Origin of the sequence: Spiroplasma sp. TIUS-1, assembly GCF_010365785.1 — a bacterium.
GTDB lineage: Bacteria > Bacillota_I > Bacilli_A > Mycoplasmatales > Mycoplasmataceae > TIUS-1.
The window spans coordinates 332,739-348,939 of the sequence record NZ_CP048387.1 but is presented as its reverse complement, the minus strand read 5'-3'; the positions used below and the strand labels follow the sequence as shown (position 1 = coordinate 348,939).

Here is a 16,201-nt window from a genome sequence, read left to right as displayed (position 1 = left end):
ATTTTTATATTGAAATTGATAATCTCTTTTCTTTAATCAACGTTACATTAATTGTTCCTGGAACTTTTTTAACACGGTTAATTACATTTTCAATTTCAACTGATAGCCTTTTCATATCAATGTCATTAATCATTTCAGCATCTACAATAACTCTAATTTGTCTTCCAGATTGTAGTGCATAAGTTTTTAATACACCCTCTACCTTATTACATTCATCTTCAAGTTCCTTAACTCTAGCTATGAATGTTGCAATATCATTATTTCTAGCTCCGATTCTTGCAGCAGAAATAGAGTCAGCTATAACAACTATTTCAGCATAAACAGATTCTTTTCTTGAATCACCATGATGAGACTCAACTGCATTAATAATTATTTTATCTTCATTTAGTTTAACTAACTCATTAACTCCCATTTTAACATGAGATCCATCACCTTCAAAATCAACTGCCTTACCAATATCATGGAACAATCCACACTTGGTTGCCAGTTCAATATCTAATCCCAATTCTGCAGCAATTAAACCTGAGATTTGTGCAACCTCAATTGAGTGTCCCAATACATTTTGAGCATAACTTGAACGAAATTTTAATTTACCAAGTAAGTACTTAATTCTAGGGTTAATATTTTCAAGTTTTAAATTGTCTACTGTTTTTTGTCCAATTTCTCTCATTTCTTGTTCAATTTTTTCTTCTTGAATAATTAATTCTTCTTCTATAGAAGCTGGTTGTAGACGACCAGTTTCTAAAAGTTTGTTTAATGTTCTTGTAGCAATTTCTCTACGAATTGGATTTAATGATGAAATTCCAACCTTAGTTGAGCCATCATCTATGACTAAGTCCACACCACCATATTGTTGAAAGGCTTTAATATTTCTTCCTTCCTTCCCAATGATACGACCTTTCATATCCTCATGTTTAATTTCAATAAAAGTTAAATTATATGTTTCAGTTGTTTCAACTGAAACATTTTGCATAGCTGATATTAATATATTTTGAGCAGCCTGTTTTATTTTTATTTCTGATATATTTTCAAGTTCATTTAAACTTTTATTTAATTCATCTCTATGCAATTTATATATTGATTTTTCTAAATTATCACGTGCTTCATCTTTTGTCATTAAAGCTACAGTTTCTAATTCAGCAACCATTTTTAAAATTTCAGAATTCAATTTCATTTTCTCATTATTAATTGAGTTTTGAGCTTCCTCAAAACCTTGGTTAATTCTTACTTGCTTATTTTTTTCTAAAGCAATTTCCTCTTTTAATCTAGAGATGCGTTTTAATTCCAAATCAATATCTGCAAGTAAGTCAGATTTCTTAATCTCTGCTTTATTTAATATTTCATCTTTTTCAATTCTGGCATCGTTAATAATTTTAAAGTAAATTTTTTTAGCTTTTTTTTGTGCATTTTTAGTTTCAAATTTATTTATATTTTTAGTTTTATATACAGTATAAACTAGTACTAAAATTATTAAAAAACAAATAATTAAAGCTGAAATTAAAGAAACTTCAGCAATTGATATGGTTGATAAAAAATAGTTCATTTTCATTTTGGTACCCCTCTATCTTAAGAAAGGCTGCGTGTTAGATTTACTAACAAAATTATTTTATATCATTTTGTTTTAATTTAATACTTATCTCTTCATATGCTTTTGGATTTGCATTTAAAAATTCTTTAACACTATCTTTTCCTTGACCAATTTTTTCACCATTGTATGAAAATCAAGATCCAGCTTTGTCAATAATATTTCTTTGAATTCCTAATTCTATTACTTCTAGCATTTTATCAATTCCTAAATTGTATTGAATAAGAATCTGACATGTTTTAAATGGTGGCGAAACTTTGTTTTTAACTACCTTAATCTTAGCTTTATTGCCTGTAGCTACACCATTTTGTAATATAGTTTCACCCTTTCTAACCTCTAATCTTAATGACGAGTAAAAACGTAATGCACGTCCACCAGGTGTAACTTCTGGGTTACCAAAAATGACACCAACCTTTTCACGTAGTTGATTAATAAAAATAACTACAGTATTAGTTTTGTTAATTATTCCATTAACTTTTCTTAAAGCTTTTGACATAAGTCTAGCTTGAGCTCCTATTTGTTGGTCAGACATTTCACCATCAAGTTCTGCTTTTGGAACTAGTGCTGCAACTGAATCAACAATAACAATACTTACTTTTCCTGACTTAACAAGAGCTTCTAAAATCTCTAATCCTTGTTCTCCTGAATCTGGTTGAGACACAATTAGGTTATCAATATCTACTCCAATTCTTTTAGCATAACTTGGATCTAATGAATGTTCTGCATCAATAAACGCAGCAATTCCACCCTCTCTTTGAGCTTCGGCAATTGCGTGCAGTGCAAGAGTTGTTTTACCACTTGATTCTGGTCCAAAAATTTCAATAACTCTACCTTTAGGATATCCACCGACACCTATTATTTCATCAAGTAATAAACTTCCTGATGAAATTACTTCAACTTTAGAATCAATTTGATCTCCAAGAGTCATGATTGATCCTTTACCATGTGTTTTTTCTATCTCTTTTAAGACCGCTTTTAAATCTGGATCTTCAAATATATCTTTTGGCACAATAACGTTCCCTTCTATTTGTGTTTTTGTAAAGTTCATTTTATTTCCTCCGTTATATATAACGTCAGAAAAAAATTAAATCATTCTTTTTTCTATTTGTTTTATTAATTTTTCAATCATTATAGTTTTAAAATGACTTCTATCCATATTGGCTTCTAATTTATATTCAATAATAGTTATTTCGTCTTTTATTTTAAAACCATAATAAGTTAATCCTGAATCAGAATTTTTTTTGTCAAGCGGAGGAGCTCAACCAGTATATCCTATTACAATATCTGTTAGCAATATTTTTTGTGTTTTATTTAGCATTTCAGTTAAAACCTCAACGCTTACTGGTGAATATTTTTTAATTACTTTTATATCAATTTTTAAAACATCAACTTTGAATTCATTTGAATAACAAACAAACCCACCCTTATATGCTTTTGAAGAACCAGATACATTTGTAAGAGCATTTGAAAACGCTCCACCAGTAAATGATTCACATGTAGATATTGAATAATTATTGTTTATTGCTCATTCAATTAATCTTTCCATATAAGTCCTTAAAAAATAGAATCAAAAATCATAACCCGCGTTCTGTTCACTTACGTGTACCAACTATTTATCTATCTTACGATCACAAATTAGATTCAGTTATCCAATTTGAATTCCTCTACCAAAATTTGAGTTTCTTGCTTGCGGAGTTTACCGCGTTCCATTTCCAGGTTTCCCTTTACTCGTCTCTGTGGCACTTTATGCATCAACCATAGTTGCCCTTAGGTTGATTAAACGTCGTTACCTTACGGCACCCAAAGTCACCTTATTCTTTGGCACAATCACTACCACCATCGCAGGTGGTGCAAGCGCGGAGTTTCCTCTATATTCTTTTTCAAATATAGCAGTTGGTTCATTTTGATTCATTAATATATTAATTGAAAACCACCAAAAAACATAATTCAAATCATAATATTTTTTTGTTTTTTTGTTATATGTTAAAAAAACAAGGTTATAATATTTTTAAATTTAGGTGCAAAATGACAAAACATATTAATTTAATTATTACTGGATCATCCAAAGCTACTAAAGCATTGGATTTATATTTCAAACTTATTAAAAAAATTATACAGTTGTTACTTATGCAACAGAAAATGCTAAAAAATTTATAGACTTTGGAGATTTAAAAGTTGGAGTTGAAACTGAAATTCATAACAGAACTAGTTTTCATGAATTACACTACCCTTCACATTTTAATATTGCTGACGAAGCGGACTTAACAATAGTTTATCCTTCAACTTTATTATTCATGAATCGCGTTGCTTTGGGTATTCCTGATGAATATTGTTCAACTTTGGTTTCTCATACATTGAAACCCGTGGTATTTTCACCTGCCGGGTTCAGTAGAATGTATAACAATGCTGCTACAAAAAGAAATGTTGAATGAATCAAAAGTGATAACGCTCCAAATTGACACATTCTTGATCCAATAATTGAAAACTTAAACGTTGTAGAAGAAGATTACTATACAGTACCTGATGTTAAATCTACAATAGAATTTATTGAAAAATTAATTAAATAAAAGAACCAAATATTAATGGTTCTTTTTTATAGTTTTAAATTCATTATTAATAGTTCTAAAGATTTAATAATCATTGATTTTTCTTTCATTAATTCATTATCTAAATTACCTTTATCAATCATTGTTCTTAACTCTAACTCATATTTTTGTTTTAAAGATGTTGCTAAACTAATTTCTTTTTCTTTCTCGTTTGATTGATCTTGTGTTTTTATATTCATTTGAAATGGTTGTTGTTGAGTAATTTGTGTTTTTAAAAAAGGTTGAATCATTGGTCTTGATGGTTCTATTCCCACTGCTGAAACTCTAGTTGGTTGTGTAGCAGGTAAAATTTCTCCCACATCCATTGGATGTATTTGACCATAAGTTGCTGCTTGTTCAGAAAATGCAGTATGTTTTGCATATGAATCGGCTTGTTCAGATAGCGGAGTTGGTTGTGTGGCAGGTAAAACAGGTTCTTCTTCCATAGGATGTAACGGCTGTCTTTTTATGACGGTACTACTAATTCTATTTAAACGAGCCTGTAAGTTGTTAATATCGGCTCCTTCATCCATTCTTTGATGTGGACTGCCTTGGTTTTCCAACATAGCAATGCATCCTTTAAGTTCTCTTTTAAAAATATCCAATGAAGATGTATGCTCATGAGATTCTGGATTAGCCTTTATAGTTTCTCAACTGTTTAGAATATTCTCAATTTTATCTGGTTGTATTACATTGGGAAATTTACTATTTAAATCTACTAATTGATTAATTTCTATTTGAAGTTTGGCTATAAAAATCATAAGATCCCCTTTTCGTTGTATGAAAATATTTTATAATAATTAACTGCTAAATAAAACATAAGATAAAATGTATGTTTTTTAAAAAAACATTCAGGAGTTTATTTATAAAATATTTATTATTAAAAACGATTTTAAATTTTAATAAAAAAATAACAAAAAGTTTTTTTGTTATCTACGTGTAAAGTTTTAATTATTACTCGGCTTTTCAAGAAAATAAAATACTATTTTCCCAAAGTAACCTTCCTTAGTTGTTTTGATCGTAACTGTCTTAGCATTAATATTTTTGTCAATTACTTCTAGTGGTAACTTTTCTCCATTTTCATCTTTTAATTGCTCTCCATACATTTCATCTATAATTTTTAAAATATCAATATCCGAATTGTTTTCGTTTCATTTATCAACTGGTAAAAATGGGTTTTCTTCCAATAGAGTTGCTAAGTCTATAGCTAGCTCAAAAGATACTTTAACATTTTTAGAATAATTAGAGTTTAGAGCATAAACTATTGCATAGTCATCTTTTATTTGAAACTCATCAACTTTTAAAGACAAATCTTTAGCATTTGGATTCAGCTCAAACACTTTATTAATAATTGTATTTGGTTCATTATTGTCAATAAATCCTAATTTTGTGTTTGTAATAACCGAATTCAAATCAATTTTTTTTGTTCTGCTTAAAACTATCCCAAAAGAAACAGCTAGTGTAGACATCACAATGAAAAATATAAATCCTATTATTCATAGAGACATTTTGAATTTTTGAATTTTTGTTAGTCTTGTTTCCATATTCTTTTCCTTCTTAATAAATTACTACTCAATTATGTTATTAAGGTATTACTCTTTTTTTGAATTAAAATCCATTTCATCAAATAACATTTTTTGAAATTCAAACTGTGATTTTCTTTGATCTTCATTAAAGGCCAAAGCCGCTTCTAAAACTTCAATCTTTCTTTCGCTAGACATGTTTGGTTCTTCTTTAGTTTTCAATAATTCAATTTCTTGTCTTGCTTGAGCTTCAATTAAGATTTCTGATTGTTCTTTTAATGAAGCAATTAGTTTTCTGTAGTTACTCAATAAAATTCTTTGTTGGTATCTATATTTATTATTTTCATTAACTTCATTTTTCATATTGTTAGAGTGAATTTCCTGTTTTTTAATGTCTTGTTCCAACTTTTTATTATCGATAGTAATTTTCTCAAAATCTTTGTTTGCTTCAAAAAATTTGTTTTTTTCTTCTTGAATTTTTACTGATACAATTTCATTTTGTTTTTCTAATTCGCTTTGATGTTTAGTTTCTTCTACTAATTTCTTGTCTAAAGACTCTGAAATTTCTTGTTTCTCTTTAATATCTTTTTCAAGACTTAAAATTGAAGAGTTTAAACTTTCAAAAGTAGTTTTTGCCATTGCCAATTTTTCATTTTGTTTTTCAATTGACATAACTAATTTTTCATTTTGTTTTTCTAAATCATTTTCATTTTTTTCAAGATCTAAAAGTTTTTGATATTGGGCATTCATTGATTCTGATTTTTTTTGTTTCTCTTTAATATCTTTTTCAAGACTTAAAATTGAAGAGTTTAAACTTTCAAAAGTAGCTTTTGCTTTTGAAAGTTTTTGTTTTTCTTCTTCAATTAAAACAGCCACTTCTTCATTTTGTTTTTCTAAATAATTTAATTGATTTTTGTTTTTTGAAATTTCACTCAATTTTAAATTAAAATCTTTTGAAATTTCACTTGCATTATCTAGTTCAATCTTTAGGTTTTCATTTATTTCAACAATTTCAGACAATTTATTTTTTTCAGATAAATATTCTAATCCTAATTTTTTACGTAAATCTGAAATCTCAACTATTTTAGATGCAAGTTCTCCCAACGGTATTCTTTTTGAATTTAAAGACTCAGTTTTCAATTCAAATTCTCTTATTTTTTGTTTGTTAATAGCAATCATCTTATTACGAATAATTATTCAAATAAAAGAAAAAGATCTACACACAATCAAAACAAATGATAATGTAAGTTTTATATTTAAACTTGTAACAACTTTTCCATTGATTTCCATTACTTGTCCTGATTGACTTATTCAGCCTTTCATTAAATAAAAACATATTAAATTAAACAATAATGTTATGAAGTGAAATATACCAAATCCAATTAAGAAAACATAAAACTGCTTATTTTTGTTTTTCTTAATAAAATATATATATGAGAATACCAAACCAAAAGGAGTTATTAAAATTGTTGCAACTGTGGAATAAACAGAAATTAATTGCATTGACTCACTACTACTATGCTCTATTGGTCTGAAATTATCCTTCGACACAAAAAGGTAAAAAATAACTTTTTCACCTTCAACTTCAAACAACGTTACAGATAGTAATGATAAAAGTAAAATTATCATAAGGAATGTCATGTGTAGTAAATTATTTAAAACATACTTTTTTTCCATATACTACCTTTCCCCCTTTTATTTAAATTAATTAAATATTTCTACATATTTAATTAAAAAACTAATTACAAAATTATATTTATTGTTAGTTAATTTGTGATAAATAATCAATTTATTATCTTTAACAAATCTTGTTGCAGGTAAAGCCTATTTAGATATAAATTGAGATTTTAGTTTTTTCATTAGACAAATATATTTTATCAAAATGTGACTTTATTTTCAAATTTTTTTTAGATATTAATCCCTTTTTACAATTTTAATATTGATATTGTTAGTTTTAAATTCCAATGTTTGATTTTTATAATAAGTACTGAAAATTCTTTGAATTAAAATGACATCTTTTTTTATCAATAGAAATAGCAACCATTTTTATTTTTGGATACTAAACTGATTGCTAACTGAAATGCAAATAACATTATTCTCAAAATAAACGAACAAAACAAAAATCAAGTTTATTATAAACTTGATTTTCATAATTATTGATTATTTAAAAATAGTTATAAATAAGATTCTTACAATAATACAACAAAAAATTATTTAAATTTTGGCATTTTAGATGTTGCGTTTATAGGACAATTAAGTGAAAATCAAGTTCAACTTGTTACATTTGATACATCCCAATTAGAAATATCCTGATTAAAAGCTGCAGCACCCCTAAACATATAATCCATATTGTATACATTTGATACCTTCCAATTAGAAATATTCTGATTAAAACTTTTAGCGCCTGAAAACAAATGGTTCATAGAAATCACATTTGATACATCCCAACCAGAAATATCCTGATTAAATGATGGGTTGTTGAAAAACAAATCACTTAAACGAATTATTTTAGGAGAAATAAAGTTAGGAACTTCAACTGTAGTTGTAGGCAATCTATGTGCTCTCCCTTCTTCATCATAACCTATTCTTGTAATCTTAGTTACACCATGAGGAATTGCAGTTCCCGATTTGACTTCACCAGTTTTTGGATCAATTCATTCTGAATCCATCTGATTTAGTGAACTAATCTCTTTTACAGTTATTTTAATAACTTTTGATTTAACTGCATTATCAGCTGAAATTGTAATAGTACCTTCTCCAGGCAAATCACCAGCAGTAATTGTAATAACACCATCAACATTTGTAGCAGTTACGGTTCCATCAGCTGTAACTACTGTGTTTGTTAAATGAGCATAATTAGTAATATTGATAGTTGATTTTTCTCCAATATCAAGTACATCAGAATCTTTGTCAGTTATTATTTCAATTTTTGATTTAATTGCTATTGAAATATTTTGTTCATTTAATGCATTGTCAGCATTTATTGTTATTTGAGCATTTTCATCACCAGCATTTTCATTTGCTGTTATTGAGATTGTTCCATCAATACTTTTAATTTCAATATTTCCTTCTTTGGCCACTGTTGGACAAAGTAAATTATTTCAGTTAGAAACTTTAATAGTTTGAGTTGTTCCAGCTAATAATTCTAATTTTGTTTGATCAACTTCTATTTTAATCTTGCTTGAAACATTAACTTCTATTGTTTTTGCTTCCATTGCATTTGAAGCTGTAACAGTTAAAGAACCCTTACCGTCTTTTTGACCTTTAATTAATATTTTTCCATCAATTAATTCATCACTAACACTAACAAATTCATCTCCAGTAACCTTTAAATCAGTTAATAAATTAAAGTTTGTTACATTTATTTCTTTTTCTTGATCAACGTATATGTCTACTTTTTCTGAATCTAATTGTATAACCACATTTAACACATAATTAACATCGACATCTCCTTGATATTTTTCTGATGTTGTTGTTACTTTTGCTGTAGTGTCTTTTATATCTTTGATTTCTATTTCTAAATCATCAGGCATAGTATTATTTTTAATAACAGCATTAGCTATTGTTTTAGATTCTTCATTAGCTATTAATCCTAAATTTGAATTTGTTATTATTTCACTTATATCTTTTTTGACATTAAAAGTAATTTTAACTTTACCTATATAAGAAGTATTTCTAGAATAAACACTAATTTCCATTGGAGCTTCACTTCTACTTTTTGTTGATTTTAAGATCTGTAAATCTAAGTCTTTAAAAATTTCATCAGAAATATTATTTGTTGACTTGATTGCACTTAAAATAGTTTCAGTTTCATCGTCTACCAAATAACCTAAATAAGTATCTGTAATTATGCTTTCTAATTTATCAGGAATTAAAAACGATACTACTACTTCATCTTCATTAAATCTTGGATCACTTTTAATAGAAATTGAAGTTGTTCATTTTTGTTCTTCAAAACGAACGTCTGAAAATTGAAAAAGATTATCTTTATCTATTGATTTTAAAATGGCTTCATGATTTTTATTTTTATTTATTATCTGTTCTATAATTGTTTCTGGATTTTTATCTTTTATTAATCCTAAATCTCTATTTACAATGATACTAGATAAAGAAATTTTTGTTATAAAAAAAGTAATTTTTCCTTTATACCCTTCGGTTGAAGTAGTTACAACAAATTTAATTTTTTCTCCTGGAACAAAGTCTTCAATGTGCAATTTCAATTCATTTAATTCTGGATTTTCTTTTTTAATTTCTTGAATTACTACAGCTTCATCTCAAATCTTGATATTATCACCTACTATTATTGGAGAATTGCTCAACAAAGTATTAATATCTTTTCTTTGATCAAAATTAACATCTACATCTCCTACATAATTTAAATCTGTTGAAAAAATTGAAGCACTATTTTCATTTTTTTGTTTCACTTTTAAAGCAATGCCATTTGCTTTTGAATTTAAAGTTTCAACTGAATTTAAAACTGTTAGATCTTCATTATCATCAATTCAACCTAAGTCAGTTTCAGTGATAACAGTATTTAAGTGTACAGTAGTTGGTTTATCGTTTTTTCATAAGAAAAAATATAAAGATAAAAATGTAGATAAAAAAATCAAAAATAGCAAAATAATTGCCACTAAAGAAATTTTCTTATTTCTTTTCTTTTCTAAATTGTTATCATCTTTCATATGAATTTTAACCTTTTAATAATCATATTAAAAAAAAAAAAAAAAGCAATACTTTATTGAAAAACTATTATTAATTTTCAATATATTTTTTAGTGTCTTTTTTATTTCATCAGTATTCAAATTTGCTTTGTTTTTCAAAAATAAAAATAGCTAAATTATAGACTTTTATTTTAGTTACTATTCCTTTTTAAATAGTTATATTTTATTCAGAAAATTTAGATTTATTTATACAAAAAAATCAAGTTTATAATAAACTTAATTTTCATTATTATGAATTTTTTACAATAATACAATCAAAAATTATTTAAATTTTGGTGGCATCTTGGACGTTCCGTCTATTGGACAGCCAATAGAAAATCTATTATAACTTTTAACATTTGATACATCCCAAGCAGAAATATTTTGTTTGAATGCCTTTGCGTTTTCAAACATCATATCCATACTTAATACATTTGATACATCCCAAGCAGAAATATCCTGATTAAATTCTAGGTTATTTCAAAACACACCATACATACTTGTTACATTTGACGTATCTCAATTTGAAATATCTTTATTGAAAATTGAGAATGAAAAAATAGAGTTCATTTTAGTTACATTTGATACATCCCAAGCAGAAATATCCTGATTGAATGCCTTTGATTCTGAAAACATAGCACTCATTTTTGTTACATTTGACGTATTTCAATTTACAATATTCACATCATTAAAAGCATATGAATAATAAAATAAATATGACATATCTTTTATTTTAGGCGATACAACGTCAGGAACTTCTATTATTGATGTTGGCATTTCATGAGCTTTTCCTCATTCATCATAACCAATTCTTGTAACTTTAGTTACACCAACAGGTATTTTTGTTCCTGATTTAATTTTTTCACTTGTTGGATCAATTCATTCTGAATCCATTTTTTCTGGTCAACCATTCTCTGTTACAGTTATTGCAATAACTTTTGATTCAACTGCATTATCAGCTGAAATTGTAATAGTACCTTTTCCAGCAGTCGCTCCAGCAGTAATTGTAATTACTCCACCAACATTTGTAGCATTTACCGCTCCAGCAGCTGTAACTACTGGTTTTGTTAGATCAGAAAAGTTTGTAATATTAATAGTTGAAGTTTTTCCAACATAAATTTCATCAGAATGTTTATCAGTTACTATTTCAATTTTTGATTTAATTGATATTAAAATATTTTGTTCGTTTAAAGCATTGTCAGCACTTATTGTTATTTGAGCATTTCCATTACCTGTATTTTTATCTGCTGTGACCGCTATTATTCCACTATTGTTTTCAATATTGATATCTCCTTCTTTGGTAACTTTTGGACTAAGTAATTCACCTCAATTAGAAACTATAATAGTTTGAGTTTCTCCAGCTAATAATTCTAATTCATTTTTATCAACTTTAATTTCAATCTTGTTTGAAACATTTACTTCTATTGTTTTTGCTTCCAATGCATTTGAAGCTGTAACAGTTAAAGAACCCTTACCGTTTTTTAGACCTTTAATTAGTATTTTTCCATCAATTAATTCAGCACTAACAAATTCATCTCCAATAACTTTTAAATCTGTTAATAGATTAAAATTGATTATATTTATTTCTTTTTGTTCATCAATGTATATATCTTCTTTTTCTGTTTCTAATTCAATAAGTATATTCAATACATAATTAACTATTACGTGTCCTTGGTATTTTTCTGATGTTGTTGTTACCATTGCTGTGGTGTCTTTTATATCACTGATTTCTATTTTTAAATCTTCTGGAATATCATTTTTAGATTTAATAGCTTCAATTATTGTTTCGGGTTTAGGATTAGATATTAATCCTAAATCTAATTCTTTTATTATTTTACTTATGTCTTTTTTGATATTAAAACTAACTTTAACTTCACCAGTATAAGAAGGATTTTTAGAATAAACAATAATTTCTATTGGGTTTTCATCTTTGTTTTTTGTCAATCTTGTAATTTGTAAATCCAAATCTTTAAACATTTCTTCAGAAATATTATTTATAGATTTGATTTCACTTAAAATTGAGTCATCTTTATCATCATTTAAATAACCCAAATCTGTTTTAGTAATTATGCTATCTAATTTATCAGGAATTAAAAAAGATACTTCTACTGGTTTAGGATCAAATTTATCATCATTTTTAACAGAAATTTTTGTTGTTCATTTTTGACCATCAAAATTTGTATCTTCAAAAATAAATGATTCATCTAACGATTTTAAAATGGCTTCATTATTTTTGTTTTTATTTATTATTTCATTTTTGATTGTTTCTTCATTCTTGTCTTTTATCAAGCCTAGATCTTTATTTACAATAACATTTGATAAAGAAATTTTTGTTATAAAAAAAGTAATTTTTCCTGTATACCCTTCGGTTGAAGTAGTTACAACAAATTTAATTTTTTCTCCTGGAACAAAGTCTTCAATCAACAATTCTAGTTCTTTTAATTTTGGATTTTCATCTTTTATTTTTTCAATTATTTCTTCAACTTCTAAACCTAAGATTTCATCACCAATTATAATTGGAGATTCACTCAGTAAAGTATTAATGTCTTGTCTTTGTTCAAATTTAACATCAACATTTCCTACATAATTTAAATCTGTAGAAAAAATTGAAGCAGTAGTTTCATTTTTTTCTTTTACTTTCAAAGCAACACCATTTGCTTTTGAATTTAAAGATTCAACAGAACTTAAAATTTTTAAATCTTCATTATCATCAATTCAACCTAGCTCAGTTTCAGTAATAACAGTATTCAAATGTGTTGTAGTTGCTTTATCGTTTTTTCATAAGAAAAAATATAAGGATAAAAATGTAGATAACATAATTAAAATAATTAAAATAACAGCAGCTATAGAAGTTATCTTGACTCTTTTATTTTTTGAATTATTGTCAGCTTTCATATAAATCAATTCCTTTCAACTATCATACAAAAAAAAAAAAAAAGCAATACTTTATTGAAAACCTGTTGTTAATTTTCAATATTATTTACTTTATTTTTTTACTTTTCATTTTTTATTATTAATTGATTAAAAATATTTTAAAACTTTAAACTATCTATTTAAATTTTGGCATTTTATATGTTCCATTTATTTTACATTCACCTGCAAAATCAGTATATACAGTTACATTTGACACATCCCAACGAGAAATATCCTGATTGAACACTATTGATTTTTGAAACATCCCTTCCATATTGGTTACATTTGACACATCCCAAGCAGAAATATCTTGATTAAATGCTCAGGTATTGTAAAACATCCGCCTCATATTGGTTACACTTGACACATCCCAAGCAGAAATATCCTGATTGAACACTCCTGTTTTTCAAAACATCCCTTCCATATTGGTTACACTTGACACATCCCAATTAGTAATATTTTTATTGTTAAAACTGCTAGCTTCTGCAAACATATTATATAAAGAAGTTATTTTTGGAGATATTATTTCTGGTACTTCCATTATTGTTTTTGGCATTCGGTGAACCACTCCATTTTCATCATAACCAATTCTTGTTACAATTTTCACACCTTCAGGTATTTTTGTCCCTGATTTAATTTCTCCACTTGTTTGATCAATTCATTCAGAGTCTATTTTCTCTGGTCAGCTATTCTCTTTTACAATAATTCTAATAATTTTTGATGCAACTGCATTATCAGCTGAAATTGTAACATTCCCTTCTCCAGCAGCTTCTTTAGCGATTATTGTAATTACTCCTTCTGTATTCGTAGTAGTTATTTGTCCATCATCTATAACTTCTAGATTTGTTAGATCAGAAAAGTTTGTAATATTAATAGTTGAAGTTTCCCCAACATAAAGTTCATCAGAATCTTTATCAGTCATTATTTCTATTTTTGATTTAATTATTATTGAAATATTTTGTTCGTTTAAAGCATTGTCAGCGCTTATTGTTATTTGAGCATTTCCATTACCTGCATTTTCATCTGCTGTTATTACGATGCTTCCATTATTATTTTTAATATTGATATTTCCTTCTTTTTTGATAGCTTTTGGATTAATTAATTTTTCTCAATTAGAAACTATAATAGTTTGAGTTTCTCCAGCTAACAATTCTAATTCATTTTTATCAACTTTAATTTCAATCTTGTTTGAAACATTTACTTCTATTGTTTTTGCTTCCAATGCATTTGAAGCTGTAACAGTTAAAGAACTCTTACCGTTTTTTAGACCTTTAATTAGTATTTTTCCATCAGTTAATTTAGCACTAACAAATTCATCTCCAATAACTTTTAAATCTGTTAATAGATTAAAATTGATTATATTTATTTCTTTTTGTTCATCAATGTATATATCTTCTTTTTCTGTTTCTAATTCAATAAGTATATTCAATACATAATTAACTATTACGTGTCCTTGGTATTTTTCTGATGTTGTTGTTACCATTGCTGTGGTGTCTTTTACATCACTGATTTCTATTTTTAAATCTTCTGGAATATCATTTTTAGATTTAATAGCTTCAATTATTGTTTCGGGTTTAGGATTAGATATTAATCCTAAATCTAATTCTTTTATTATTTTACTTATGTCTTTTTTGATATTAAAACTAACTTTAACTTCACCAGTATAAGAAGGATTTTTAGAATAAACAATAATTTCTATTGGGTTTTCATCTTTGTTTTTTGTCAATCTTGTAATTTGTAAATCCAAATCTTTAAACATTCCTTCAGAAATATTATTTATAGATTTGATTTCACTTAAAATTGAGTCATCTTTATCATCATTTAAATAACCCAAATCTGTTTTAGTAATTATGCTATCTAATTTATCAGGAATTAAAAAAGATACTTCTACTGGTTTAGGATCAAATTTATCATCATTTTTAACAGAAATTTTTGTTGTTCATTTTTGACCATCATAATTTGTATCTTCAAAAATAAATGATTCATCTAACGATTTTAAAATGGCTTCATTATTTTTGTTTTTATTTATTATTTCATTTTTGATTGTTTCTTCATTCTTGTCTTTTATTAAACCTAGATCCTTATTTACAATAATATTTGATAAAGAAATTTTTGTTATAAAAAAAGTAATTTTTCCTGTATACCCTTCGGTTGAAGTAGTTACAACAAATTTAATTTTTTCTCCTGGAACAAAGTCTTCAATCAACAATTCTAGTTCTTTTAATTTTGGATTTTCATCTTTTATTTTTTCAATTATTTCTTCAACTTCTAAACCTAAGATCTCATCACCTATTATAATTGGAGTTTCACTTAATAAAGTATTAATGTCTTGTCTTTGTTCAAATTTAACATCAACATTTCCTACATAATTTAAATCTGTAGAAAAAATTGAAGCAGTAGTTTCATTTTTTTCTTTTACTTTCAAAGCAACACCATTTGCTTTTGAATTTAAAGATTCAACAGAACTTAAAATTTTTAAATCTTCATTATCATCAATTCAACCTAACTCAGTTTCAGTAATAACAGTATTCAAATGTGTTGAAGTTGATCTATCGTTTTTTCATAAGAAAAAATATAAGGATAAAAATGTAGATAAAAAAATTAAAATAACTAAAATAACAGCAGCTATAGAAGTTATCTTGATTCTTTTATTTTTTGAATTATTGTCAGCTTTCATTTCAATTAAATCCTTTCAACTATCATACAAAAAAAAAAAAAAAGCAATACTTTATTGAAAACCTGTTGTTAATTTTCAATATTATTTACTTTATTTTTTTACTTTTCATTTTTTATTGGTTCAGTGTCTTAATTTTATTAATATATCTTGAGATATATTTTAAAGATAGATAAATTAAAGATATATAGGACACTAAAACAGAAATAAAAGCCCCTTTC

General features: G+C 26.2%; 9 protein-coding genes, 1 other RNA gene and 1 pseudogene. 1 reads left to right on the top strand and 10 read right to left on the bottom strand.

Annotation, left to right across the window (positions count from 1 at the left end):
- Positions 1–4 precede the first annotated feature (4 nt).
- The 4 genes from STIUS_RS01500 to rnpB form a co-directional block, all read right to left on the bottom strand.
- Complete coding sequence (locus STIUS_RS01500; RefSeq protein ID WP_162649532.1) at positions 5–1,549, bottom strand: HDIG domain-containing metalloprotein; 1,545 nt, start codon at positions 1,547–1,549, stop codon at positions 5–7.
- Positions 1,550–1,601: 52 nt separating this feature from the next.
- Positions 1,602–2,582: a recombinase RecA gene (gene recA, locus STIUS_RS01495; RefSeq protein ID WP_371807437.1), complete on the bottom strand. Its 981-nt coding sequence runs from the start codon at positions 2,580–2,582 to the stop codon at positions 1,602–1,604.
- A gap of 87 nt (positions 2,583–2,669) precedes the next feature.
- Complete coding sequence (locus STIUS_RS01490) at positions 2,670–3,131, bottom strand: CinA family protein (RefSeq protein WP_162649529.1); 462 nt, start codon at positions 3,129–3,131, stop codon at positions 2,670–2,672.
- Between the two features lie 26 nt (positions 3,132–3,157).
- Positions 3,158–3,490: RNase P RNA component class B (rnpB, locus tag STIUS_RS01485), an RNA gene on the bottom strand.
- A 215-nt stretch (positions 3,491–3,705) separates the two neighbouring features.
- Here rnpB and STIUS_RS01480 point away from each other — a divergent pair.
- Positions 3,706–4,152 (top strand): annotated as a pseudogene (locus STIUS_RS01480) (flavoprotein); the annotation flags it as partial.
- Positions 4,153–4,178: 26 nt separating this feature from the next.
- Here STIUS_RS01480 and STIUS_RS01475 read toward each other — a convergent pair.
- The 6 genes from STIUS_RS01475 to STIUS_RS01450 all read right to left on the bottom strand — a co-directional run bounded on the left by STIUS_RS01475 (position 4,179) and on the right by STIUS_RS01450 (position 15,983).
- Positions 4,179–4,931 carry a hypothetical protein gene (locus STIUS_RS01475; protein WP_162649527.1) on the bottom strand — a complete coding sequence of 251 codons (753 nt, stop codon included), beginning with the start codon at positions 4,929–4,931 and terminating at the stop codon, positions 4,179–4,181.
- Positions 4,932–5,117: 186 nt separating this feature from the next.
- Entirely contained in the window at positions 5,118–5,714 is a 597-nt protein-coding gene (locus STIUS_RS01470; RefSeq protein WP_162649525.1) for a hypothetical protein, read from the bottom strand.
- Positions 5,715–5,762: 48 nt separating this feature from the next.
- Positions 5,763–7,370, bottom strand: coding sequence for a hypothetical protein (locus STIUS_RS01465; RefSeq protein WP_162649523.1), 1,608 nt, complete (start codon positions 7,368–7,370; stop codon positions 5,763–5,765).
- 533 nt (positions 7,371–7,903) lie between these two features.
- The gene (locus STIUS_RS01460) at positions 7,904–10,375 is read right to left on the bottom strand and encodes a BspA family leucine-rich repeat surface protein (protein ID WP_162649522.1); all 2,472 of its coding nucleotides are present in this window, start codon (positions 10,373–10,375) and stop codon (positions 7,904–7,906) included.
- A gap of 300 nt (positions 10,376–10,675) precedes the next feature.
- Complete coding sequence (locus tag STIUS_RS01455) at positions 10,676–13,288, bottom strand: BspA family leucine-rich repeat surface protein (RefSeq protein WP_162649520.1); 2,613 nt, start codon at positions 13,286–13,288, stop codon at positions 10,676–10,678.
- Positions 13,289–13,442: 154 nt separating this feature from the next.
- A complete protein-coding gene (locus tag STIUS_RS01450) occupies positions 13,443–15,983 on the bottom strand; it encodes a BspA family leucine-rich repeat surface protein (protein ID WP_162649519.1) in 2,541 nt (846 codons plus the stop codon).
- Positions 15,984–16,201: the final 218 nt, after the last annotated feature.